At 48.6% G+C, this 22,808-nt stretch carries 23 protein-coding genes and 1 tRNA gene; 11 read left to right on the top strand and 13 right to left on the bottom strand.

Annotated features, from left to right (window positions below):
• Positions 1-187: 187 nt before the first annotated feature.
• Positions 188-1,789, bottom strand: coding sequence for an ABC transporter substrate-binding protein (locus NC981_RS10935; protein WP_348242854.1), 1,602 nt, complete (start codon positions 1,787-1,789; stop codon positions 188-190).
• An 80-nt stretch (positions 1,790-1,869) separates the two neighbouring features.
• Here NC981_RS10935 and NC981_RS10930 point away from each other — a divergent pair, with 80 nt between their 5' ends.
• Together NC981_RS10930 and NC981_RS10925 are read left to right on the top strand one after the other, a co-directional pair.
• Positions 1,870-2,682: an RNA methyltransferase gene (locus NC981_RS10930; protein ID WP_348243227.1), complete on the top strand. Its 813-nt coding sequence runs from the start codon at positions 1,870-1,872 to the stop codon at positions 2,680-2,682.
• Positions 2,683-2,696: 14 nt separating this feature from the next.
• Positions 2,697-3,011 carry a TMEM14 family protein gene (locus tag NC981_RS10925; RefSeq protein ID WP_348242853.1) on the top strand — a complete coding sequence of 105 codons (315 nt, stop codon included), beginning with the start codon at positions 2,697-2,699 and terminating at the stop codon, positions 3,009-3,011.
• A 10-nt stretch (positions 3,012-3,021) separates the two neighbouring features.
• On the opposite strand, the gene NC981_RS10920 is transcribed toward NC981_RS10925, so the two are convergent.
• The 5 genes from NC981_RS10920 to NC981_RS10900 form a co-directional block, all read right to left on the bottom strand.
• Entirely contained in the window at positions 3,022-3,675 is a 654-nt protein-coding gene (locus tag NC981_RS10920) for an FHA domain-containing protein (protein WP_348242852.1), read from the bottom strand.
• A gap of 185 nt (positions 3,676-3,860) precedes the next feature.
• A complete protein-coding gene (locus NC981_RS10915) occupies positions 3,861-4,457 on the bottom strand; it encodes a hypothetical protein (RefSeq protein WP_348242851.1) in 597 nt (198 codons plus the stop codon).
• A gap of 164 nt (positions 4,458-4,621) precedes the next feature.
• Positions 4,622-4,711: transfer RNA gene (locus NC981_RS10910), tRNA-Ser, on the bottom strand.
• 69 nt (positions 4,712-4,780) lie between these two features.
• Positions 4,781-5,872: a phospho-N-acetylmuramoyl-pentapeptide-transferase gene (gene mraY, locus NC981_RS10905; protein WP_190377446.1), complete on the bottom strand. Its 1,092-nt coding sequence runs from the start codon at positions 5,870-5,872 to the stop codon at positions 4,781-4,783.
• Between the two features lie 79 nt (positions 5,873-5,951).
• On the bottom strand, positions 5,952-6,185 hold the full coding sequence (locus tag NC981_RS10900) for a DUF3134 domain-containing protein (RefSeq protein ID WP_190377447.1): 234 nt from the start codon (positions 6,183-6,185) through the stop codon (positions 5,952-5,954).
• Between the two features lie 290 nt (positions 6,186-6,475).
• Between NC981_RS10900 and NC981_RS10895 the strand changes: the two genes are divergently transcribed.
• From NC981_RS10895 to recJ, 3 genes are read left to right on the top strand one after another with little or no spacing between them, the layout of a single operon-like run.
• The gene (locus tag NC981_RS10895) at positions 6,476-7,060 is read left to right on the top strand and encodes a PAP/fibrillin family protein (RefSeq protein ID WP_190377448.1); all 585 of its coding nucleotides are present in this window, start codon (positions 6,476-6,478) and stop codon (positions 7,058-7,060) included.
• Between the two features lie 3 nt (positions 7,061-7,063).
• Positions 7,064-7,834, top strand: coding sequence for a PD-(D/E)XK nuclease family protein (locus tag NC981_RS10890; RefSeq protein WP_348242850.1), 771 nt, complete (start codon positions 7,064-7,066; stop codon positions 7,832-7,834).
• A gap of 36 nt (positions 7,835-7,870) precedes the next feature.
• Positions 7,871-10,168 carry a single-stranded-DNA-specific exonuclease RecJ gene (gene recJ, locus NC981_RS10885; protein WP_348242849.1) on the top strand — a complete coding sequence of 766 codons (2,298 nt, stop codon included), beginning with the start codon at positions 7,871-7,873 and terminating at the stop codon, positions 10,166-10,168.
• On the opposite strand, the gene NC981_RS10880 is transcribed toward recJ, so the two are convergent.
• Both NC981_RS10880 and NC981_RS10875 read right to left on the bottom strand, forming a co-directional pair.
• Positions 10,165-10,584 carry a hypothetical protein gene (locus NC981_RS10880; protein WP_190377451.1) on the bottom strand — a complete coding sequence of 140 codons (420 nt, stop codon included), beginning with the start codon at positions 10,582-10,584 and terminating at the stop codon, positions 10,165-10,167. The genes recJ and NC981_RS10880 overlap by 4 nt on opposite strands.
• A gap of 80 nt (positions 10,585-10,664) precedes the next feature.
• On the bottom strand, positions 10,665-12,407 hold the full coding sequence (locus NC981_RS10875) for an N-acetylmuramoyl-L-alanine amidase (RefSeq protein WP_348242848.1): 1,743 nt from the start codon (positions 12,405-12,407) through the stop codon (positions 10,665-10,667).
• 195 nt (positions 12,408-12,602) lie between these two features.
• Here NC981_RS10875 and NC981_RS10870 point away from each other — a divergent pair, with 195 nt between their 5' ends.
• Entirely contained in the window at positions 12,603-13,067 is a 465-nt protein-coding gene (locus NC981_RS10870) for a hypothetical protein (RefSeq protein ID WP_348242847.1), read from the top strand.
• Between the two features lie 6 nt (positions 13,068-13,073).
• Positions 13,074-13,625, top strand: a complete 552-nt coding sequence (locus NC981_RS10865; RefSeq protein WP_348242846.1) for a glutathione S-transferase family protein — start codon at positions 13,074-13,076, stop codon at positions 13,623-13,625.
• A 79-nt stretch (positions 13,626-13,704) separates the two neighbouring features.
• Here NC981_RS10865 and NC981_RS10860 read toward each other — a convergent pair whose 3' ends face one another.
• Together NC981_RS10860 and tgt are read right to left on the bottom strand one after the other, a co-directional pair.
• Positions 13,705-13,842, bottom strand: a complete 138-nt coding sequence (locus NC981_RS10860) for a photosystem II reaction center protein K (RefSeq protein ID WP_190377455.1) — start codon at positions 13,840-13,842, stop codon at positions 13,705-13,707.
• Positions 13,843-13,998: 156 nt separating this feature from the next.
• Positions 13,999-15,117, bottom strand: coding sequence for a tRNA guanosine(34) transglycosylase Tgt (tgt, locus tag NC981_RS10855; protein ID WP_348242845.1), 1,119 nt, complete (start codon positions 15,115-15,117; stop codon positions 13,999-14,001).
• 220 nt (positions 15,118-15,337) lie between these two features.
• Between tgt and NC981_RS10850 the strand changes: the two genes are divergently transcribed.
• Both NC981_RS10850 and NC981_RS10845 read left to right on the top strand, forming a co-directional pair.
• Positions 15,338-16,144, top strand: coding sequence for a metal ABC transporter ATP-binding protein (locus NC981_RS10850; RefSeq protein ID WP_190377457.1), 807 nt, complete (start codon positions 15,338-15,340; stop codon positions 16,142-16,144).
• Positions 16,145-16,146: 2 nt separating this feature from the next.
• Positions 16,147-17,052 carry a metal ABC transporter permease gene (locus tag NC981_RS10845; protein WP_348242844.1) on the top strand — a complete coding sequence of 302 codons (906 nt, stop codon included), beginning with the start codon at positions 16,147-16,149 and terminating at the stop codon, positions 17,050-17,052.
• On the opposite strand, the gene NC981_RS10840 is transcribed toward NC981_RS10845, so the two are convergent.
• On the bottom strand, positions 17,030-17,323 hold the full coding sequence (locus NC981_RS10840; protein ID WP_190377556.1) for a hypothetical protein: 294 nt from the start codon (positions 17,321-17,323) through the stop codon (positions 17,030-17,032). The genes NC981_RS10845 and NC981_RS10840 overlap by 23 nt on opposite strands.
• A 161-nt stretch (positions 17,324-17,484) precedes the next feature.
• On the opposite strand from NC981_RS10840, the gene NC981_RS10835 reads away from it, so the two are divergent.
• A complete protein-coding gene (locus tag NC981_RS10835; RefSeq protein ID WP_348242843.1) occupies positions 17,485-18,963 on the top strand; it encodes a nucleoside transporter C-terminal domain-containing protein in 1,479 nt (492 codons plus the stop codon).
• A 141-nt stretch (positions 18,964-19,104) separates the two neighbouring features.
• Positions 19,105-19,227, top strand: a complete 123-nt coding sequence (locus NC981_RS10830; protein ID WP_277881426.1) for an ATP-binding protein — start codon at positions 19,105-19,107, stop codon at positions 19,225-19,227.
• Positions 19,228-19,301: 74 nt separating this feature from the next.
• Here NC981_RS10830 and NC981_RS10825 read toward each other — a convergent pair whose 3' ends face one another.
• Entirely contained in the window at positions 19,302-21,506 is a 2,205-nt protein-coding gene (locus NC981_RS10825) for an ATP-binding protein (protein WP_348243226.1), read from the bottom strand.
• Between the two features lie 64 nt (positions 21,507-21,570).
• The gene (gene chrA, locus NC981_RS10820) at positions 21,571-22,767 is read right to left on the bottom strand and encodes a chromate efflux transporter (RefSeq protein ID WP_348242842.1); all 1,197 of its coding nucleotides are present in this window, start codon (positions 22,765-22,767) and stop codon (positions 21,571-21,573) included.
• Between the last annotated feature and the right edge of the window lie 41 nt (positions 22,768-22,808).

Here is a 22,808-nt window from a genome sequence, read left to right as displayed (position 1 = left end):
GTGTGGGGGACTTTGAAGGATAGAAAATCTCTTAATCTTAGGAAGTCTCCTGTCTTTAAGTCCCTCAGTCATGGGGGATCTAGGGGGCACAAGCTGACTAAAACGGAGCGACAAACGATTTTGTGTGTACAGAGTAGGAATGGGGGATTTAGGGGCAACTCGGCTCGAATCGGAAAAACTCATCGAACTAAGCCTTTTTCATCGTTCCAAACGGAACTTTCTGAGTCACTTCTAGCGTTGCATCTTGAATATTTTTCTGCACAAATAGAACATCCTTGTTTTGCCAAAGCGGAATGAAGGGAACATCTTTTGCCAGCGCATCTTGCAGTTGTTCAAACATCTGCCGACGCGCCTCTGGATTGCGTTCTTTGCGGCTTTGATCGATTAATTGATTCACGCGATCGCTGTAATAATACGATCCCTGCAACGCGCTCGATCCCTCTTCACAGCCCTGATTCGGTGAGCCTTTTGCACATTCCATAAACGGCTGAATATAGTTATCTGCATCCAGAAAATCAGGTGTCCAGTCCAGCAAAAAGATCGGATATGCGCCTTTGTCGAGATTTCTGTAAGCGGTGACGGATTCAACACTGTTGAGTTGAAGCTGCATCAAATTACCGAGATATTTTTGCACCACTGCCTTTAAGGTCACGGCTGCAAGCTGATCGTTTGAGATGTTCGATCGATACCAAAATTCAACCTTAAGCGGATTCGATTCTGAATAACCCGCTCTTGTAAGTAAATTTCGCGCTTTCTCAATGTTGCGATCGCCATATTCCTTAAACACGGGCTTCTGTTCCCGTAAGCTGCTCGGAATCAAACTATATAAAGGCTCAACTTGTCCTTGAAAAATCCGACTCTCTAAAATTGGACGATCCATGATGGCGGCGATCGCTTGTCGCACCTCCAACTGATCAAGCGGCGGAGATTTCATATTTAAAGTGAGATAGTCGATTCCACTGCCCGATCGCTCGATCATTCTCCAAGTATTGTCGCCAGCGTTTTCTCTGAGATTGCGGATTTGTTCGAGTGCAAGTCCCTGGTAAGCGACATCGATCGCGCCTGTCCGAAACGCATTAAATAAGTTCGCTGGACTTGAGAAAAACTGAACGTTTACACCCCGATTTGCAGGTTTATCGCCCCAATATTGCTCGAACGCATCGAGAACGATCGAATCAGTCCCAAACTTCGCTAATTTGTAGGCTCCAGTTCCCACAAAACTTTCAGAATTAAACGATCCTTTCTCGATTTTGTAGGCTTTGGGAGAAACCGCACACGCACCTGAAAATGCAAGCAGAGCAGGAAATCCAGCAAACGGCTTTTTCAACTTAATGCTTAACTGATCTTCACCCTGTGCCGAAATCGAATCCACGGCATCAGCTAGCAAAAATGCAGGCGAACCCCCATTTTGAATAAAGCGCCGCAATGAAAACTCCATTGCTTTTGCGTTAAATGGCTCACCATCATGAAATACAATTCCACGCCGCAACGGAATCGTATACGTCAACTGATCCGCACTCACTTTCGGTAATGCTGTCGCTAACTGCGGCTCTAACTCACTCGTACCCGGTTTATAGCGGTAGAGTCGATCGCCTAAGTTATACAGGAGATTTCCGGCAAAAATACTATACGCATCTGCCGGATCAAGGGTGCTGATACTGGCAGTCGTCCCGATCGTAATTCGCCCATCATTCTTCGCCATCGGTTCAGGCGTAGACCGAGTACAGCCGATCACGACAGAAAAACACAGAACGCAGAGGATCAGCGATCGCCAAAGTTCTCTCAGCATGACAGCAGCCCAAATTGAGTTTTTTGAGTGTACCAGGAATTCAGCGACGCACTAAAATTCCTTTAGTGTCGGAAGAGAAGATGATTACCAGTCTGCAAAATCCACTGATCAAACAATTACGAAAGCTGCATCGCGCTAAAGAACGGCGAGAACAACAAGTCGTTTTACTTGAAGGAACGCATCTGATCGAGGAAGCAAGCGCGATCGGCTTATTTTTTCTCACCGTCTGCTGCACCGAAACCTGGCAGCACCAGCATCCGGATTTGTTTGCATACCTGCAACGACGATCGCAGCGGCTTGAACTCGTTACTCCGGAAGTGATCAAAGTGACCGCCACCACCGTAGAACCTGATGGAGTTGTAGCAACCGTTGACCGCTTTCACACTCGTCCCGTCGAATTTTCTCAATTGGGTCTAGTTCTCGAAACGATTCAAGACCCCGGCAATTTAGGCACGATTATTCGCACGGCTGCTGCCGCAGGAGTGGAAGGACTCTGGCTGAGTGAAGACTGTGCCGATATTGAAAATCCGAAAGTTTTACGATCGTCTGCTGGACAATGGTTTCGCTTACCGATGTCGATTCGCTCGGACTTAAAGGCGGATTTAGCGACAGCCAAATCTCAAGGAATGCAAATCATCGCAACCGTTCCCACAGCGACCCGGAGTTATTGGGAAATTGACTTTTCTCGACCTAGCGTGATTTTGATGGGAAATGAAGGCGCAGGGCTATCAGCCGAATTGCTGGAATTGGCAGAGGTTCAAGTGACAATTCCATTAGTAGCAGGGGTGGAATCGTTAAATGTAGCGATCGCGACTGCATTAATGCTATACGAAGCACGACGGCAATATCAGGCATCTGCCTCTACAGTGAAGGAACCGTTTTTAGACAAATAACTAGATTAATCACAATGCTCTGGACAATTCTCATTGCCCTCTACGGATTGTTGGTCGGGATCGGCGGCATCATTGGCTATATCAAAGCGGGAAGCCGCGTTTCTCTCATGACAGGATTAGGAAGCGCTGTTGCGCTTGGAGTCGCTGCCTACGCCAATTCAGGGAATCGAGTCCGAGGGTTGCTTGTTGCTATCTTAATCGCGATCGCACTCACAACCTTTTTCGGCTTGCGCTGGAGAGAAACTCGTAAATTCATGCCTGCCGGACTCATGATGCTACTGAGTGCCGTCGCCGCGATCGCATTTGCGGTTGGAGTTGCTAATCGTTAGACCTGCCACCCTACATCTGAAACAGAAACGCAACCTTATCGCCTTTACCCAGTGAGATGCGATCGCCCGCTCTCAGCCGGTGGCGATTACCCATCGGCAGCGGTGAGTTATTGATATAGGTTCCATTCGAGCTACCCACATCTTCAATGTAGTAAGCATCGCCCTCCACTCGAATATCTGCATGAATCCGCGACACGATCTCAGAATTGGGAAACCCAGAGACATCAATATCCGGGGGAATGCGATCGTTAGGCTTACCGATGTGAATCACCGTCAAACTCGGCGGAATCTCGATCTCGGTACTCGTCTGTAAGTTCAGCAATCGGGCATAACTCTGCTGAAGTTGGGTGACTGAATTTGATTGTGGGATTGACGCAGGAGCGGCTTCGGCTTGAGTGGGAAGCACGATCGGATCAGGTTCGATTAACGCATCAGGAATTACCGGATCAGGAAGTTTCTGCGGATCAGAAGATTCAGGAGTCGATAGCATAGAAGCGTTCATAGATTTCAGGTTAAAGCCGCACTGTCCACAAAAGCTGGCATCGGCTTGGATGGTCGCAGAACAGTTGGGACAAGCGATCGTCGCAGGCAAAGGGGTGTAACAAGACTCACACTGCACCGCGCCGTCTGGATTGGGATGATTGCAATTTGGACAGACAATCATTCGAGCATTCCATTCAAAATTGAATTGATCATATCTGCCAAATGCTTAGCAGAGGATGACCCTTGTGATAAATACAAGCTGAACTCTCAGATTACGGTTAGTTTGCAATCTACCTGTAAATCTATACAGGAGCGATCGCAGCATCGTTTGACCCGTATGAGCCGATGCTGCGATCGCTCCAAGAATCAGGAGGTTTGTCTTCTTCTACTGCTCAAGCCAACTAATCCAGCAAGCCCTAAAGCGCCTAATAGTCCCCAGTTGCCGCCAGAGTCTTGATTGCTCCCTGCGGTCGAAGTGTTAGCACCCGCAGGAGAAATCGTGGTTGCACCTGTATTTCCGCTTGGGTCAGTCGTTCCTGCCCCAGAAACACCTCCGGTTCCAGTCGTCCCTGTTGTCCCAGTGCCTGTTGTCCCAGTCGTTCCCGTGCCTGTCGTTCCTGTACCTGCTGCTCCGACACCTGCACCTGTTGTATCTGTACCTGCCGCTCCAGTTCCAGTCGTCCCCGAACTTCCTGTCGTTCCGGTTCCCGTGGTTCCGGCTCCGGTCGTTCCCGCAGTTCCTGAACTTTCAGTTCCCGTGGTTCCGGTACCTGTTGTTCCAGTTCCTGTAGTGCCAGTCGTTCCCGTGCCTGTCGTTCCGCTTGTAGAGCCAGCAGTGCCATTTCCTGACGAGCTACCCGAACCACTGCTTTGAGCTACAGCAGGTAATCCCAATGGCAAGGTTGCAAGACCGATCGCTAACGCACTCGCAGACAGAATTTTAGACAAATTCGATCGTGTCATATTTTGTGCCCTCTAGGTTAAAGATGCTTTTTCAAACGAAGATACGAAAATCTACGCTTGATCCATCTCATTCTCGATAATTCGTCGATTGTCGCCTCTGCCTAAAGCAGTAGTACGCGATCGAGGGCGCACATTGTTGTTAGAGATAAGTTGTTAGAAATAAACGGAGAGAGAGGGATTCGAACCCTCGGTACGGTTCAAGACCGTACAACAGATTAGCAATCTGCCGCTTTCGACCACTCAGCCATCTCTCCAGAGTGATGAGCCACTATTATAACAGATTTTAGTGACTCGATCATAGTTTTTGTGCGGAATTAAACTTTTTAGTGAATCACGAGACTGAAACCAGCGAGTAGTGCGGCGATCGCATAGAACCAGCCGACAACCTGAGTTTCTGTCCAGCCCGTCAATTCTAGATGATTGTGGAACGGAGACATCTTGAACAGGCGTTTACCCACTCCGTTAGCATCTTTCGTTGCTTTGAAGTATGCGACTTGGGCAATCACCGAGAGCGTTTCGAGGAAAAATAGACCACTCAAAATCAGCAAAGCAAACAGCGAATTTGTCAATAACCCAACTGCCGCTAATGCGCCGCCTAGCGCCAGCGATCCCGTATCGCCCATGAATACTCGTGCCGGATTCCGGTTATGTACCAAGAATCCAAGGCAACCACCGCTCAAAGCAGCGCAAAAAACCGCCAGATCAGGATGACTTGGAAAGATCAGCGCCCCCAAACCGAGAAACGCGATCGCCACCGTTCCACCCGCCAAGCCGTCCATGCCATCGGTCAAATTCGTTGCATTGCTTTCTGCGACTAACACAAAGCCAGCCAGCACCCAAAAGAGCGCTCCCAACGGCAACATCAAACCGAACGGCAGGGCGATCGTCGTCAGGCTAGAATTTGTCACCATCAACCAAAGACAGAAAGCAACGGCAAAAGAGATTTGCAACCCCATCTTGGTTCTAGGGGAGATGCCTTTGTTCGACTTGCGGCGAATAATTTGCCAATCATCGAGAAAGCCGATCGCCGCATAAGAGAGTGTCAGGGCTGAAACCGCAATCACATTGCCGGAAAATCCAGAGAGATACAGTGCGATCGCGACTGCGACTGGAACAAAGAATGCGCCTCCCATCGTCGGAGTACCAGCTTTCTTTAGATGGGATTGTGGCCCATCTTCGCGAATAATCTGTCCCGCTTTGAGCGCTTTGAGAAATGGAACCGCCCAGAAACCGACTCCTGCGGTTGCCAGTCCACTCATCCACATGGGGAAGGTTAGCGATGTGTTCTGGCTCCAAGCGCGACCACTGGTTTGATCGAGTGCGATCGCGGCGATGGTCATGCCGATCGTTAATACAAGGAACAATCGCGTTCCTGAAAAGTTTAAGGCTCTTCCTGTAAATAGTTTCGCGTCCACAAGCTTTTCATCTCACTCCGCACAGTACACCACATTCATTAAAGGACTAGGTTCTTTAGAGAACCTAGTCCAGCATCATCTAATCTTCTAAATCGAGGTCATCATCGTCGTCGGTGTCAAAAGTACCACCGTCGTTTTCCATCAGTTCGTTAATTTCTTCCTCATCATCAAGGTAGTCGAAATCTGCATTGTCGCGTGCTAACAGTCGTCCGCTGCTTTCAAGCCAGTCGAGAATTGACGACTCTTGCTGCATTGGAATGATGGCGGCACGCTGATTTCGAGTTTCTTGACGTAAGGACGGATTGTGAGTCATTGAGGGTTTATAGCTCCAGCCGTAAAGGAATTCTAATGCTATCTTAGATCGACTAAAACACCCAGAGTCTACCACTTGCGGTCACTCTTAGAGTGGATTTTTGCTTGAATTAGAGCAATAGGCTTGATTCAGCTTTCTTGCTTAAGATTCAAAGCATTCTCTACATTTTTCTGAAAATGTCAAGTATTTTTTCAAAGAACGATCCAGGCAACTGTAAGAATATTTCTCCAAACTGAGACACAGCTATGGAGAGCGATTAGGATTAAGTCTATTTACTCCAGGAGCGTGCCATGATCGGGAAGGCGGCTTTACTTGAAGTGATTGCAGGAAAGAATCGCGGCATTCTTGCCGATGAAGCGCAAAAACAGGGAATTTTAGCGGCGATCGCACAGCTTGAGGATCGCAATCCAACTCCACGACCGCTCGAAGCCCTGAGTTTACTCGATGGCAATTGGCGCTTGCTTTATACAACCAGTCGCGGGATTTTGGGGATCGATCAATTTCCATTCTTAAGGTTGGGGCAGGTGTATCAATGTATTCGCGCTCCGGAAGCGAAGCTGTATAACATTGCAGAGGTTTCGGGGTTGCCGTTTTTAGAGGGAATTGTTGCCGTTGTGGCGCGGTTCCGTCCTCGGACAGAGCGGCGAGTCGAAGTGAAGTTTGAGCGATCGGTCATTGGGTTGCAGCGGCTGATCGATTACCAGTCGCCCAACTACTTTATTCACCAGCTAGAATCCGATCAGAAGTTCGCCGCGATCGATTTTAGTATCGAGAGCCGAGATCAGCAGGGTTGGCTGGATATCACGTATCTCGATGAAGACTTGCGGATCGGGCGTGGCAACGAGGGTAGTGTGTTCGTTTTAACCAAAGAGTAATCGATGCGGCTTTCTCAAGGTCATCTCAATTTATTGGAACTCTGTCCACGCAAATTTCAGCACACTTATCTAGAGCAGTTGGGATCGCCAAATTCTCTGGAGCAGCAAGAGCAGCTCTTAGCGGGGAGCCGGTTTCACGCGTTGATGCAGCAGTGGGAGATGGGGTTACCGATCGCGCCCTTTCTCCAGGAAGACCCGCAATTGCGGCAGTGGTTTCATGCGTTTACCGCAGCCGCTCCGCAAATTCTCCAGATTCACGATCCCTTGTTTCGAGAAAGTGAACATTTACGGATGCTGGAGTTTCGCGGGCATATTTTGACGGTGGTGTATGATTTGCTAATTCTGACCGAGCAGGAAGCACAGATTCTCGATTGGAAAACCTATCCGAAGCCGTCTAGAAGTGATTTGTCTCAAAGCTGGCAGTCTCGCTTGTATCCCTTTGTGCTGGCTGAAACGAGCGAGTATGCACCGGAACAGATTTCGATGACTTATTGGTTTTTTCAGGCGAATGGAGAAACAGCGCAGAGCTTGAAGCTTCCCTACAGTTCCAGGCAGCATGAGGAGACGCGGCAGACGTTGACGCGATTGTTGGATCAGTTTGGGATGTGGCTCGATCGCTACGAAACACAGGGCGAGTTTTTCCCTCAAACTCCCGAAATTGTGGAGTCTTGTGCGGACTGTAGCTTTGCGATTCGGTGTGAGCGATCGGCTCAAGATTCGGTGAGTTCTAACCCGTTTCGCAGCCTTGCAGAGATTCAGGAAGTTCCTATTTAAGAGGTAGTATTTATGTATCTATTTCTTGGTTAACTTATGGGTGATCCGGTTCTGCAATGGCAAGTTTATGGTGATTCTGAGGTTCCAGAAGCGTTTGTGCAAGCGGTGAAGCAACAGGCTCCAGGAATTGAAGGACGCTATTTACCTCAATTGCTGTGGCAGCGTGGCATCCGAGAGGTAGAACGATTAGCGGGGTATTTGTTTGCAGCAAGCTATCAACCGACGAGCGCGATCGCATTCGGAAAAGAAATGCAGTGGGCAGTACAGCGATTAGTGCAGGCGATCGAGCGGGATGAAACGATCGCAATCTGGGGGGATTTCGATGCCGATGGAGTTACTTCTACGGCGGTTTTATGGGACGGTCTAGGACAGTTCTTTCCGCAGCATGAAAAGCTGTTCTACTACATTCCAAATCGCTTGACTGAATCACATGGACTATCCAAGACGGGAATTGATCAACTAAAGCACGTTCACTTGATAGTGACTTGCGACACGGGCAGTACGAACCTAGATGAGATTCAGTATGCTCAAAGTCTTGGAATCGATGTGATTGTGACTGATCATCATACTTTGCCAGAATTGCGTCTGCCTGTGATTGCGATCGTCAACCCGCGATCGCTGGATCAAAATCATCCGTTTGCCTCGCTCTCTGGGGTTGCAGTGGCTTACAAACTGGTTGAAGCACTGTACGAAGCTTTACCGGATGTTCCCGAAAAGCCGATCGAGCAGTTATTAGATTTAGTGGCGATCGGCTTGATTGCTGATCTTGTTGAACTCAAAGGAGACTGTCGCTATCTGGCACAGAAAGGAATCGAGCAACTTCAGAAGCAATCGACTAAAGAAGCGACTCGACCGGGAATCACTCGATTATTGGAATTGTGTAAGCGATCGGGCGATCGACCGACTGATATTTCGTTTGGGTTAGGCCCTCGAATCAATGCAGTCAGCCGAATTCAGGGGGATGCTCATTTCTGTGTGGAACTACTTACCAGTCAGGATGTCCAGCGCTGTCGAGAACTTGCAGAACAAACAGAGCTTGCAAACACTCGTAGAAAAGCGTTGCAGAAAGATGTGTTGCAGCAAGCAAAGGCGAAACTGAGTCAGCTTGATCTTTCAACAACAGGTGTGATTGTGCTGTGGGATGAACAATGGAGCGCGGGTGTCCTTGGATTGGTTGCAGGACAGATTGCTCAAGAATACGGTAAGCCAACGATTTTATTAACTATAGATGGAGAGTTTGCCAGAGGATCGGCACGATCGACCAATCAAATTGATCTCTATCAGTTAGTCAAAGATCAAGAGCATCTTTTACATCGCTTTGGGGGGCATCCGTTTGCAGCAGGATTGAGTTTGGCGATCGACAATTTGGAATTATTCGCTCAAGCTATCAATCAGCGATTATTACAATCGAGTGAGCCTCCGATTCCAACCATTCAAGCAGATTTGTGTGTCACCGTCAGCGAACTGAACTTAGAACTCTACAAGGAAATTCGGCTGATCGAGCCTTGTGGCATGGGTAATCCGATTCCTAAGTTACTGATTCGGAATTGTTGGTTCCAAGCCGGACGAAACACTAAACTTCAAGATTTCCGTGGACGCAAAGTAGAATACATTCGCACTCCTTTCACCATTTGGGATGAGACAGTTGAGAAAGGTTTTCCGGGTATTTGGTGGGGACACTATGCGTATGAGCTGCCATCAGGGCGGTGTGATGCGATCGTTGAACTTGAAAACAATGTTCAGCAGAAACGGTATGAGGTTCGCTTAATTGCGGTGCGTGCTTGTGAGCAAGTGAATGTGGCTGCACAGTCACAATGGCTTTTAGATTGGAGAAGCGATCGGACAACTGAAGATGCGTTGCCTCCGGCACACGGAAACGTGCTCGAACTTAAAACTGCTCCTGCAAATTGGATCGAGTTTCAAACCTGGTTTAGACGCGCAATTCATCAGCAACGTCCTTTAGCGATCGCTTATCCTCCCCCAACTTTGATGCCTGCTGCTGAAATTTGGCAGACCTTGGTGGGAATTGCAAAATATCTCAGTCGGACTGGAAAAACAGCAACCCGACAGCAGTTGTACGATCGCTTACACATCGGTGATGTCGCACTCAAAGCAGGCATTCAAGCACTAGAGCAATTTGGATTTCAGGTGACTTATGCCGATCAGCGCTTTAGGATGACGCTGAAAGACTCTGATCAGTCCGTGAACGCTGCGATCGAGCAATTTTTCACCGCAGTCCGCGAGGAACAGTTCTACAGACAATACTTTGCACAAGTTCCGTTTAGCACCCTGCAAGCGGTCGTCGCTCAGTGGGATATTCCAACAAGGAACTAGGATTTGAAAATCGCCAGTTTCCAGTTGTTTGGCTGCTCTAACTGATTGATCTGTCCTTTTGACATCAACCAAAGCGTCGTCCGAGTTCTAAAGAATGCTGTGACTTGACGATCGCCGTTTGCAGCCGAATGTACCACTACATCTCCGCAGTAGGGGCTTGATCCCTCAAACCTCACTACAGCAAACGGAGTCGGATGATAGCCATCAGGAACGTTGAACGTTGCAAAAACATTGTGCCGCCCCTGCCACGGTTCAACGACAATTTGATCGGGATGAACAAACTCTGTTGCAGCTTCGGTCTGTGTCAGTACCCAATCTGGACAGCCAGAAACAACACCGGGTTTACGGGATTGAAGCTTGTTAAATGCGACACACGCGACTGCTACGAATAGCAGCAGAAATAGCATTAGACCCATTCTTTTCACGATCTACCCTTGTCTCAAACAACACACGCTACTAAGGTAGATCATTTCATTCCAATCTGCCAAAGGTCGATCTATTGAGCCTGAGCAAACCAAGTGGTTATACCATTTGCCAGCGTTACTGCTAGTTTCTTTTGTTCCTGCGGGTTGGTAATCCACTCAAACTCGTAAGGGTTAATCATAAATCCCAGTTCTAACAACACAGAGGGTGTCGTCGTGGGGCGAGTCAGGGCAAGATTGTTCCAGTACACACCATAAGAAGGTCGATCGAGTTCTTTCACCAAGTAGTTGTGCAGAAACATCGCCAAATCATGCGCTTGGGGTTGATACCAAAATGTGCCAACCCCTTTGGTATTGATCGCATCGCCATCATCCGGCAGCGCGTTGTAGTGAACTGAAAGCGCGATCGCAGGCTCAGTGTCGTTAATCCGCTTGATGCGATCTGCAAGTTCTACATCAACGTCTGCTTCACGCGTCATGGCAACGGTTGCACCCCGACTCGTCAATTCATCCCGCAGTAATTTGCTCGTAATCAAGGCGACCGATTTCTCTGGATAGCCGTTTCCACCTCTTGATCCCAGGTCTTCGTTTCCGCCATGTCCTGGATCAATCAGAATTTTGATGCCTGAAAGTGATTTCTGCTTGATTCGGGGCGGATGTTTTAGCGATAAAACTAACGTTGTTCCCTCGTATCGCAATTTATATCCCCATTGCTGCTTCGATTTTAAGTCAAAGCGATATTCAATTCTCTCAGGCTCAACTTGTTGCCAGTTGGCTCTAGCAATCACGGGATCATTATCTAATCGGATTGTGTCTGTTTGTGCAGTGGTGTTATATAGCGTAAGCGTGAATCGATTTTGATCCTGTTGTACGGAGAGCGGCACAGGCGTTTGCAGTGGGAATAAAATTTCTGTCCAGCCTTTTACCTGACGAGAAGTAATGCCGCGAATGATCGATCGTGCTGGTGTCGCTCCAGGAACAATTTTGACATCGCTCGATCGAATCCATCCACCATAATCGAGCCGTATCCAATCACCCTCACGCGCTGTAATCGTGGCTCTCGTTCCTTTCGGTAGTGGAGTCAGACGCGAGAAATTCGTACTTGCGCCTGTTCGCGCAGCGCCTTGATCAGCTGTCACTTCTGCGACTTCTAATCGAGCCGGATCAAGAATCACAAGCTTTCCAGGGGCTTCCTGAGTGACATTGCCTAAAAGATAAGTCACTTTTCCCAAATCTCCGATCAATTGCGGTCGAATACAACCAGCATACTGAGTGGCTTGAGTCGAGAGCGGCTGAACCAAGCCCGTTAATACGCCCGAATTTGCGGGGAGATTCGCGATCGGCGTTTGCGGCATCAATGGGATCAGTTGACCTGCAACCTTTGCATTCACCATCACGTTAGGAGGCGCGATCGCGCTGAGGCAGATTGTTTCTCCGGGCGATCGAGTGAGATCCACATCAGGCATGAGCGAATCTTTGGCAAACGTCATGCCAACGGGTGCGGGCGGTTCGATCGGGCTACGCGTGATTTTAAGTTTGAGTTCTTGATCTTGATAGCGCACTGAAAACTGATTTTCACCCAACTGAAGCGGAAGACTCGGTGCAAAATGACCGCCAGGACTGCGTTGAATTGGCTTGCCATTGATCGTCACTTCACCTTTGGGCGGGGCTGAACCGATAAAGAAAATCTGTTTGGCAGTTGTTTCATGCTGGTTTGGCGGATAAACCACGCCCAGAGAAGGCTTCGACCAAGCTGCACCGACAATCAATCCAGTCGTCAACACTGCCAAAATTAACGCGCCGAGAAATCGCTTCATTGCCGCAGACAAAATAAAGAAAGGATAACGGTATCACATCCCGTCCCGTTGACGTGCAAAATTCTTGGAGGTTGCGGCTCGATCGCTTCAATCGCATCAAGATTAAGATTTACATCGTTCTGAAAGTTCGATTCTAAGCGGTTGATACGATCGCAACTGTGCTAAATCCCTTCAATCTGGCTTTCACCACCGCTTATGACTACTACGATCGCTTATCCTCACACTGATGATCTAACCAGCGCTAATTATCTTGTTGTCGGTTTAGCCACTTGTTTTATCAAAGACGATGACGGAGTTCACGAAGTCCGCGTCGTCGAGCCGATTCCCTCTGCTGCACTCGAAGCGATCGTCAAAGGCATTCCGACCTCTTATGAATCGGCAACCGCAACTACGATCGGGGCTGTGATCTCAGAGGACTCCTTGCATCTGCCTGAAAACTTCCCTACTGATGTGCAGTTTTGCGACGATTTCGCCTTTCGCGCCACCGCATCCGCTCGCACCTACAAAGCCAAATCGAGCGCTCAATCTCACATTCCCGCAGGCACAAGCCGCAACGATTTCAATTTTTCGGTCGATCGCAAGCGCGTTCTCAATTCACAACGCATCGTCAAGACCGAAGATAATGTAAAACAACATCAGTACACTCACGAAGTTCTGTAAGACATCATGCTTAAGCTTTATGGCGGTGCGCGGAGTCGGGCATCGATCGTGCAATGGTACCTCGAAGAATTAGAGGTGCCTTATGAATTTGTGCTGCTGGATATGCAATCCGGAGAGCATCAACAAGCCGCATTTCGCGAAATCAATCCGTTTGCCAAAGTTCCTGCGATCGTCGATGGCGATCTCAAACTTTGGGAGTCGGGCGCAATTCTGCTCTATTTGTTTGACAAGTACGGCGATGGGAATGTAAGCGATCGGGCGATCGCGGCTCAGTGGGTGTTATTTGCAAATGCGACTTTAGGCCCTGGAGTCTTTGTTGAAGCGAGTCGAGAGCGCGAAACGCCGCGGCTCATGCAGCCCTTAGACGAGATCCTTGCAAAACAGGAATTTATTGCGGGCGATCGTTTCACCGTTTCTGATGTCGCAGTGGGTTCAATGTTGGCGTATATTCCCATGATGTTGAAGCTTGATCTCAACGACTATCCGAATGTCGTGAATTACATCAAGCGCATGACAGAACGTCCTGCATTTCAAAAAGCGATCGGCGGACGGAAGTAATTCACAGAAGATTCTGCTTAAACAAAAAAGAGAGGGATCAGCTTTGACCCCTCTCTTTTTTATGTTTTGATTCAGCCGTTTATTTGAAACCGACGGCAGCTTGCCATACAAACGCCAGCAAGAGAAAGAAAACAGGAATCACAGGCAGAACATTAACTAACGGATCAAAAATTGCGTAAGCTTCAGGCAATTTTGCAAGTAGCATTGCTGCTTCCATGACGCGATGACCTCTCCAACACAGGACTCATAATTGATACGGATTTTAACACGATTCGAGGAGCGTCTCTAGTTGCCAATTTTTCAGAGATTCACAGATTAAGGTTGAAAGCCTGGAGCAAGCAGTTCGAGAAAATCACGATCGTAGAATTCCATCTCATTCCACGGGTTGAAGCCATGCAGCAAATTCGCTGTGAAACGTGCCGTTAAAGATTGCGGTGCGAATCCGTTGAGTGAAGCGGATCAGTTCGGTGATGTTATGAATTGAGATGAGCGTATAGGCAAGCAATTCTTGCGATCGCAGCAGATGACTGACATAAGCCCGACTAAAATTCTGACAGGTGTAACACGGGCAGGATTCATCGATCGGCGTAAAATCTTCGCGGAATTTCGCATTCTTCAGATTCCAGCGTTCTCCCTGCACCAAAGCCGCTCCGTGCCGTGCTAATCGAGTCGGAATCACACAGTCGAATAAATCCATTCCCGCCGCGATCGCTCGTGCCATTTCGCGATAGGTTCCCACGCCCATTAAGTAGCGTGGTTTATTTTCGGGTAACAACGGCGTTGTCGCTTGAACGACTCGATCGATAATTTCGGGCGCTTCACCCACACTGACACCCCCGATCGCATATCCCGGTAGATCTAAATCCGCTAAGAGGCGAACCGCTTCGGCTCTGAGGTCTAGAAATTCTCCGCCTTGCACAATTCCAAATAAGGCTTGATCTGATCGTTGGTGCGCCTCAATGCAGCGTTTTAGCCAATCGTAAGTGCGAGAAGTCGCCTTCTCGGTGGCATCGCGTCCCACGCTTGGAGGCGGACATTCATCAAACGCCATAATCACATCTGCACCCAGCGCATTTTGAATCTGGATTGACTTCTCTGGCGTAATTTTGATCATCTGACCATCGCGAGGAGAGCGGAAGGTTACGCCTTCATCAGTGATCGATCGCATCTCGCTGAGGCTAAAGACCTGAAAGCCGCCAGAGTCCGTCAGCATCGGCTTTGACCAATTCATGAAACGATGGACACCGCCTGCTTTTTGAACAATATCCTCCCCCGGCTGCAAGTGCAAATGATAGGTATTCGACAGCACCATCTGTGCGCCCGTGGCTTCGAGCTGATCCGGCGTGATGGTTTTCACGTTCGCTAGCGTTCCCACGGGCATGAAGCGCGGCGTTTCGACAATTCCATGTGGGGTGTGAAAAACTCCAGCGCGGGCGTGAGTGTGTTGACAGCGGGCTTGGCAGTGGAAAGAAAATTGATTCAAGGCAGGCATCCGACTTTTGAAACAGAAGCAGATTCCATGATAAGTGTGTCGCGGGGCGAATGCGATCGTCTGCCCGAATGGTGATTGCACTCGATCGATCGCTGCCTACACTCAGGGATAGGATTGAAGCCCTCCAAAGTTTTTCTTAGCTTTCATAATCCTTTCATTTTTCTGCAATACTTTTAGTAATCACGGTTTTCATTTTTTTTTCATTTTCGGAGAACCCGTTATGCAATCGACTCCCTTTTTCGACGATGCCACTCCTAGGTTTACCGTTCATTCTCAAGCCCATCCCCATCAAGCGACATCGAATCTGGTAGTCGAAGATCTCAGCGTTCGATATCGTGCGATCGAAGCTCTGAGCCAAATTAGCTTCTCCGTCAAGCCGGGGCGCTTAATTGGAATTTTTGGTCCGAATGGAGCTGGAAAAAGTACCCTGATCAAAGCCATGTTGGGTCTAATTCCAAGCATCAGCGGTCAAGTTCTTTATCAAGGAAAACCGCTCGTCAATCAGTTGGATCAAGTCGCGTATGTGCCGCAGCGATCGCAAATTGATTGGACATATCCTGTAACCGTCTGGGATGTCGTAATGATGGGACGCACCAGAAAAACTGGATGGTTTCAGCGCTATTCTTCGATTAGTCGGCGATTGGCAACTCAGGCACTCGAACGAGTTGGAATGATCGAATTTCGCGATCGAGCGATTTCTGATCTGTCCGGTGGTCAACAGCAACGGGTATTCCTCGCAAGAGCATTAGCGCAACAAGCAGAAGTGTTTTGTTTCGATGAACCCTTTGTCGGAATTGATCAAAAAACCCAGTCGATTATGTTCGATGTGTTCAAGGAATTGACCCGCGAGAATAAATTAATCTTGGTGGTGAATCATGACCTGGGTGAATCGATTAGGCACTTTGATGATTTGATTTTGTTGAATAAGTCGCTGGTTGCCAGTGGATCTCGTCAGCAAGTCTTGACGCAAGAGAATCTACAACAGGCTTATGGCGGTAAAGTTGTCTTCTTCTCGGATGCTGCATAACTATGGATGCTTTGATTGAGCCTTTGCAATATGGATTCATGCAGCGATCGCTAATCATTGCGATTTTGGTCGGATTAATTTGCGCGATTGTTGGAAGCTACCTGATTGTGCAGCGATTGGCACTGTTGGGTGATGCGATTAGCCATTCTGTACTGCCAGGACTCGCGATTGCGTTTCTATTCGGATTCAATATCTTTGTGGGCGCCTTTATTGCAGGCGTTCTCAGCACCTTAATTATTGCCTGGATACGAACACGATCGCCCATCAAAGAAGATGCCGCAATGGGCATTGTCTTTAGTGCGTTCTTTGCGTTGGGAATTACGTTAATTACTGTGATTCAAAAAGATAACAAAATTGATTTGAATCATTTTCTATTCGGTAACATCTTAGGTGTTACCGCTAGCGATGTTCGAGATACTGCAATTATTGCTGGGATTATTTTAGCGATCGTCTTTCTTTTTTATAAAGAGCTTCTCTTCTATACCTTTGATTCACTGGGCGCACAAGCAGCAGGACTACCGACGAATCTACTCAATTTAGGCTTAATGGTGCTGATTGCTTTAACGATCGTCGCTAGCATGAAAGCCGTCGGTGTGATTCTCGTGTTATCGCTGCTAATTACACCCGGCTCAACGGCTTATCTACTGGTCAAACGATTGCATCATGTGATGATTTTGGGAGCCGCGATCGGAATTGTTTCTAGCATTAGCGGAATGTACCTCAGCTACTTCTACAATCTGCCCTCTGGCGCGGCGATCGTCATGGTGGCATCGGGCTTATTTTTTCTAGCATTTTTACTTAGTCCGCGACACGGAATTCTCACACAGCCTGGATCAAGGACTATGCGTACATTGCCTCTACTGCGCGAACTTAGAGAATTGATGCCTAAAAGTCGTCAAAAGGGTTAAACGAATCCGATCGGCGGCGGAGATCGTCTTCGCGGTTTCCGAATTCGCTTGGAGGTCGCTCACTGCTCCAAGCCCACCACGCCTGACCACATTGACAGTGATAGAACTCCTGCCATTTTTTGCGGTAGTCCTCGGTAAAGACAGGCGATCGGCGATTAATCCAAACGCGATCGGCTTCGATCGCAGGCTTATGACAGGTCGGACAAGCAAACGAGAAAGAATGAACCGCCGTCTGTGTCCAAGTTGGCGGAGTCGGCTCAAAAGCGTCCATCATTTATGCAGGGTCAGTTAACGCTGCAATCATTATGGCTTGGAATTCGGGTTTCAGGATCATTTAGCCTTAAGCCTGAAAGATTATTGCGCCGAAATCGGGAATCTTATGTATCGTGCTATGAACGATGACTTCTCTAGCGTTCTCGCCCGATTCTACCCATGAGCGTACTCAATCTTGTTTCGTTGGCTGGCATCTTTGGCTTGTGTGCGATCGCGTGGCTGTTCTCTGAGGATCGCACGCCTAAGCTGTTTCCTTGGCGAGTGGTGCTGTCTGGGATTCTGCTGCAACTGGTTCTTGGTGCGATGGTTTTTGTGGTGCCAGGAACTCGTGAAGCACTTCAGATTTTTAGTAATTTGCTCGATGGAGTGTTTCTAGCGGCGGACGCTGGAGCGCGTTTTGTGTTCGGGCGAAATATCGTTCCTGTGCTCGGACAACCGAGCGACGTGAATTTAGGATACATTTTTGCGTTTCGTGCTCTGCCAACGGTGATCTTTTTCTCCGGGTTGATGGCACTATTGCAAAATCTCGGTGTGATTCAGGTGATCACCAACGTATTTGCCAAAGCGTTTTATGCGGTGATGCGATTGAGTGGCGCTGAAGCCTTGAGCGGGGCGGCGAATATTTTTGTTGGGATTGAGGCGGCGATCGTGGTTAAGCCTTATTTGCCGAAAATGACTCGCAGCGAACTCTGCGCAATCTTGTCCTGCTGCTTTGGCACCGCCGCTTCATCGACTTTAGCGATCTATGTCAGCTTTCTACGTCCAGTGTTTCCGAATATTCTGGGTCACTTAGTTTCTGCGTCGATTATTGCAATCCCGGCTTGTTTTGTTCTGTCCAAAATCCTTGTTCCTGAGACCGAAAAGCCGTTAACAATGGGTGGCATTCCCAAAGAGGAAGAATATCTCGCTAAAGATGGCGGAATCGTTCAAGCTAAGGAAGAGCGAGTCAGTCCCCTGGATGCAGCAATTCTGGGGGCACTCGACGGGGTGAAAATGGCAGTGTCGATCGCGGCCGTTCTAATCCTGATTCTGGGCTTGGTTTCACTAATCAATCAAATCTTTGGTGGATTGGCAACGCTTCCAGCGCCGATCGGAGATATCTTCAAAGTCGTCACTTTGGCGAATATTACAGGCGTTTTATTTTTGCCGTTTACGTTTCTGACCGGGGTTTCGCTGGACTGGAATGAGCTTTGGGAATCTTCTGTAATCATCGGACGGCGCTTGCTCGAAACAGCAATTCCTCCCTATCAAGCTTTAGCAGCGGCAGCATCCCGACCGGAAAATCCGATTAGCGATCGCGCCGTTCTCATTATCAGCTATGCGCTTTCGGGCTTTGCTCATTTAGCTTCGGTTGGCATCTTTGTGGGAGGAACGATCGCGCTGATTCCCTCACGCCGCAAAGATATCTCTGAGTTGGGATGGAAAGCTTTATTTGTTGGAACTCTAGCCACGATGATGATCGCTTGTGTGGCAGGAGTTTTTGATACAGGCAATCCAGGAATTTTAGGAGAAAAAGCAGCTCCTCGTGCGATCATCGCGCCCAGCCCAAAACCCAGCGTTGTTCCAGTCCCGTCGGTGCCACCCTTGCCCAAAGCGCTGAAAGCTCCAACTCCGAAGCCCAGTTCAAAGCCTCAATAACGATTGATTGAGTTATCAGTTGAATTTGCAGTGATAGCATCTCATAGGTACTGCTATCACTCGTGCCAAATTACTACAATCAATGAAAGGTGCAACAGAGCGGATTAGAGGGATTAGCACGAACCAGCGGTAGGTAAAGGAATGGGACTCGGACTAACGATCGCCCGTCAAATTGTAGAAGAAAACCATGGCGGTCGTTTAGAGGTTCAGTTCGAGCTAGGTCAGGGAATTGAGTTCATGATCCAGTTGCCTATCCTAGCTTAAATCATTAGAGTTGAACATTGGAGGTCGTGGATCATCCGTGATTTGTCTGCAAGATTGCAAGTGCAATCCTGACCTCAGTGCAATCCGACAAGTCTTCGTGCCTGCGGATTTTCTGGATGCGATTGCTGCTGTAGTGGAATCCGGACGATAAACTCTGTTTCCCCAGCGGTGGAAAAGCACTCCAGCTTGCCGTGATGTTGTTCGGTCACGATTTGATAACTGATTGCCATTCCCATTCCGGTTCCTTTACCTAAAGATTTCGTGGTGAAGAATGGATCAAAAATCCGTTGCTGAACGGCTGGAGGAATACCACATCCATTATCGACGATCGCCACCTCAACCCATGTCCTATCAACAACCGAAGTGCGAATTGTAATTTGACCAAGATTGTTGTCGAACGCTTGTTTTGCAATGTTGTCTTCGATTGCGTCGATCGCATTCACCAGGATATTCATAAACACTTGGTTGATTTGTCCCGCATAACATTCGACGTGCGGTAAGGTTGCGTAGTCTTTGATTACCTTAATCTCCGATCGACGAGAGGTCGCTTTAAGGCGGTGCTGTAAAATCAGCAGTGTACTGTCGATGCCTTCGTGGATATCGACCTCTTTGTACTCGGCTTCATCCATGCGCGAGAAAGTCCGCAAAGACAGCACAATCTGGCGAATGCGATCGGTTCCAAGCTGCATCGAAGACAAGACTTTCGGCAGGTCTTGCTGCAAGAACTCTAGATCAATGTCTTCAGACAGGGTTTGAATTTCAGTGACCGGATCGGGATAATAGTGTTGGTACAACTGCACAAACGCTAATAAATCCTGAGCGTATTCCGCAATATGCTTAAGATTGCCGTGAATAAAGTTGACAGGGTTGTTAATCTCATGTGCAACTCCAGCAACTAATTGCCCCAAGCTCGACATTTTCTCGCTTTGCACCATTTGAGCTTGAGTTCGCTGCAATTCTGCCAACGCATCCTTCAGCTTAGCGGTGCGTTCCTCGACGCGATCTTCTAATTCGTTCTTGCTGTGTTCTAGTGCGGTGAATAGCTCATTTAGCCGTCCTGCCATGTGATTGAAAGAGCTGGACAAAGCATTGAGTTCGTTAATGTTGCTAGATTCCACAGTTTGGTCAAGATGACCAACGGCGATCGCTTCACTCGCTCGATTGAGGCGAAGAATCGGACGAGCAATCCAACGAGTTGTGAAGATTCCCATCAACGAGGCAATCACTAATGCACCAAAACAGAGCGCGATCGTCGTGCGTGTATTGGCGTTGATCTGCGCCATAAAGGTCTGCTCCGGTACGCTCACGACTAACAGCCAGTCTAAGCCGTACTCGTCACGCCAGGGCACAACATTGACAAAATGCTGTTCTCCCTGAATCTCAAGCTCAAGCAAAGAGGATTGAGCTATTGACTGAAATCCTTGGGTGCTTTGGATGTGCTTGGCAACGGTTTGGACAATCGGATCGGGGCTATCGATCGCTTGCAAGCGCTGAATTTTGTCGTTAACGAGGGTGAAGGGCTTTGCTGGACTAGAGTTCGCAATTAAGTTGCCGTCGCGCTCAACAATAAACACCTGCCCCGTGTTTAACTGGCGTAGGAAGTCACTCAGTTTCAAGAGATGGATTTCCGCTGTGATAGCGCCGAGTAAGCGATTTTGCACATCATAGATTGGGCGACCCGCAGCCGCAGCGATATAAGGACCGGTTGGCAGGTTAATTGCAAAAGTTCCTCCCCAAATCGGTTTACCCGCCGCCATTGGATTGGTATACCAAGATTCGCTGAAATTGTCAGCAGTCCAACGGCTCTTAATTCCAATCCGGTTGCCCTGGCGATCCGTCGCGTAGCTGGTCAGATTGTTGAGTGATTTTGCAGTCCATTCGTCAACGGTCACAGTGCCATCAAAACGACCTGATCCCGCTCCCGTACCGTCAGTTAATCCAACGCCAATATAACTGAGGTCATACGCCTGCATTTGATCCCAGAAATACCGTCCCATTGCTTCGCGATTCCTTACATCCAGCGTTCCTCGACGAATGGCTGCCGCATTTACCTGATTGAGCTTTTGGGGAACGGCGAGATAGGAGTCTAGATGTTGATCAACAACATCAGTTGTCCGATCGATCAGTTGTTCTGCTAGTTCGTTAACCGCGCTTTGACCGTTCCGAAACGACAAATATCCCACGAGACCCACGGCTGCAAAAGTTTGGAGCACAAAGGGAACGACAAGAACAATCTGTAATGGAAACGACTTACCTTTGAGGAATCGCTGGGGCTTCATTGCGGGAAAGCTCTGAGTAGTCACAATGCCTATAAGATGCCCACGATACTAATCGGAACAACCGTTATCGAACATAGCCTAAGGTGAAGGCAATCCATCCAATTGCAGCTCCTCCCAATACCAGCCAAGCGGCACTGACTCTAAATTGAAGCGCCAACACTGCACTCAGGAGCGCGATCGCAACCGCTAAACCATCAACATAAGGCGCACTTGATTTGCTGAAGGTTGCGATCGCAAGCTGGATAGTTACAACTGTCATCAGCGCCAACGCACTGGCATTCACCGCATCCAGAAATGCAGATGCCCATTTTGAGCGGCGCAAATACGGAATGATTGGGTTTAAGGCAGCGACAAAGATAAAAGAAGGCAGAAAAATTCCCACAGTTGCGACGATCGCGCCCGGAAATCCAGCCATAACGAAGCCGATAAACGTTGCGGTCGAGAGAATTGGGCCTGGAGTAAACTGTCCGATCGCGATCGCATCTAACAACTGCTGCTGCGTTAACCAGCCGTATCCCTGCACAAACTCACCCTGCACAAACGACAGCAACACATAACCACCCCCAAACAAAATGCTGCCGATTTTCAAAAACGATAAACCTAATTGCCACAGTGAGATCTGCGATGCGGCGGTCATTGCTGCCGTTGCCTTCAAGGTGCTGCTAGTGACAATACTTGCGATTAAAATGTTTGCTTCTTCTTTTGCTTGTTGAGGGCGATCGGGAGATCGCAGCCAAATCATTCCCAGCACCCCGCCGATAAGAAGCGCAATGATTTCGCTGATGTTGCCTAACCAAAGCAGCAAAGCAACGGCGATCGCAATCACAAACAATTTGCGCGTTTTGATTGCCTTTTTCCCCAATCGCCACAGGGCATCAACTACGATCGCCAAAACCACAGGCTTGATGCCATACAGCAAAAATGCAAACTGCGGCACCGCACCCAACGCAACATAAACCCAAGCAAACCCAACCGTGATCAAGACCGCCGGGAAAATGAATGCTACGCCCGCCACAATCAAGCCCAGCCAACCCGCATAAATGTAGCCGATATGAATCGCCATCTCGGTCGAGTTAGGTCCTGGAATCAGGTTTGTTGCTCCAAGCAAATCGAGAAAGTGCTCTCGGCTCAGCCATTGGCGTTTGCCCACGACTTCCGCTTCAATCATGGCGATATGGGCATTGGGGCCTCCAAACCCGATTACCCCCAGCTTGAAGAAAAGGGCAGCGAGTTCTTTTAGTCGATCGAGCGATCGTTCCATAGAGAAGTTGAATGGAAGTCAACCTCCATTCAACCGCAAAA

This window comes from Leptolyngbya sp. DQ-M1 (assembly GCF_039962505.1).
Taxonomy (GTDB): Bacteria; Cyanobacteriota; Cyanobacteriia; order Leptolyngbyales; family Leptolyngbyaceae; genus Leptolyngbya.
The sequence above is the reverse complement of the archived record's forward strand: the minus strand, read 5'-3'. Positions and strand labels throughout refer to the sequence as shown.

Bases quoted from the DNA above. Each gene is read 5' to 3' on its own strand.
- NC981_RS10935 (WP_348242854.1), bottom strand. From the start codon at position 1,789: ATGCTGAGAGAACTTTGGCGATCGCTGATCCTCTGCGTTCTGTGTTTT.
- NC981_RS10930 (WP_348243227.1), top strand. From the start codon at position 1,870: ATGATTACCAGTCTGCAAAATCCACTGATCAAACAATTACGAAAGCTG.
- NC981_RS10925 (WP_348242853.1), top strand. From the start codon at position 2,697: ATGCTCTGGACAATTCTCATTGCCCTCTACGGATTGTTGGTCGGGATC.
- NC981_RS10920 (WP_348242852.1), bottom strand. From the start codon at position 3,675: ATGATTGTCTGTCCAAATTGCAATCATCCCAATCCAGACGGCGCGGTG.
- NC981_RS10915 (WP_348242851.1), bottom strand. From the start codon at position 4,457: ATGACACGATCGAATTTGTCTAAAATTCTGTCTGCGAGTGCGTTAGCG.
- NC981_RS10900 (WP_190377447.1), bottom strand. From the start codon at position 6,185: ATGACTCACAATCCGTCCTTACGTCAAGAAACTCGAAATCAGCGTGCC.
- NC981_RS10895 (WP_190377448.1), top strand. From the start codon at position 6,476: ATGATCGGGAAGGCGGCTTTACTTGAAGTGATTGCAGGAAAGAATCGC.
- NC981_RS10890 (WP_348242850.1), top strand. From the start codon at position 7,064: ATGCGGCTTTCTCAAGGTCATCTCAATTTATTGGAACTCTGTCCACGC.
- recJ (WP_348242849.1), top strand. From the start codon at position 7,871: ATGGGTGATCCGGTTCTGCAATGGCAAGTTTATGGTGATTCTGAGGTT.
- NC981_RS10880 (WP_190377451.1), bottom strand. From the start codon at position 10,584: ATGGGTCTAATGCTATTTCTGCTGCTATTCGTAGCAGTCGCGTGTGTC.
- NC981_RS10875 (WP_348242848.1), bottom strand. From the start codon at position 12,407: ATGAAGCGATTTCTCGGCGCGTTAATTTTGGCAGTGTTGACGACTGGA.
- NC981_RS10870 (WP_348242847.1), top strand. From the start codon at position 12,603: ATGACTACTACGATCGCTTATCCTCACACTGATGATCTAACCAGCGCT.
- NC981_RS10865 (WP_348242846.1), top strand. From the start codon at position 13,074: ATGCTTAAGCTTTATGGCGGTGCGCGGAGTCGGGCATCGATCGTGCAA.
- NC981_RS10860 (WP_190377455.1), bottom strand. From the start codon at position 13,842: ATGGAAGCAGCAATGCTACTTGCAAAATTGCCTGAAGCTTACGCAATT.
- tgt (WP_348242845.1), bottom strand. From the start codon at position 15,117: ATGCCTGCCTTGAATCAATTTTCTTTCCACTGCCAAGCCCGCTGTCAA.
- NC981_RS10850 (WP_190377457.1), top strand. From the start codon at position 15,338: ATGCAATCGACTCCCTTTTTCGACGATGCCACTCCTAGGTTTACCGTT.
- NC981_RS10845 (WP_348242844.1), top strand. From the start codon at position 16,147: ATGGATGCTTTGATTGAGCCTTTGCAATATGGATTCATGCAGCGATCG.
- NC981_RS10840 (WP_190377556.1), bottom strand. From the start codon at position 17,323: ATGGACGCTTTTGAGCCGACTCCGCCAACTTGGACACAGACGGCGGTT.
- NC981_RS10835 (WP_348242843.1), top strand. From the start codon at position 17,485: ATGAGCGTACTCAATCTTGTTTCGTTGGCTGGCATCTTTGGCTTGTGT.
- NC981_RS10830 (WP_277881426.1), top strand. From the start codon at position 19,105: ATGGGACTCGGACTAACGATCGCCCGTCAAATTGTAGAAGAAAACCAT.
- NC981_RS10825 (WP_348243226.1), bottom strand. From the start codon at position 21,506: ATGAAGCCCCAGCGATTCCTCAAAGGTAAGTCGTTTCCATTACAGATT.
- chrA (WP_348242842.1), bottom strand. From the start codon at position 22,767: ATGGAACGATCGCTCGATCGACTAAAAGAACTCGCTGCCCTTTTCTTC.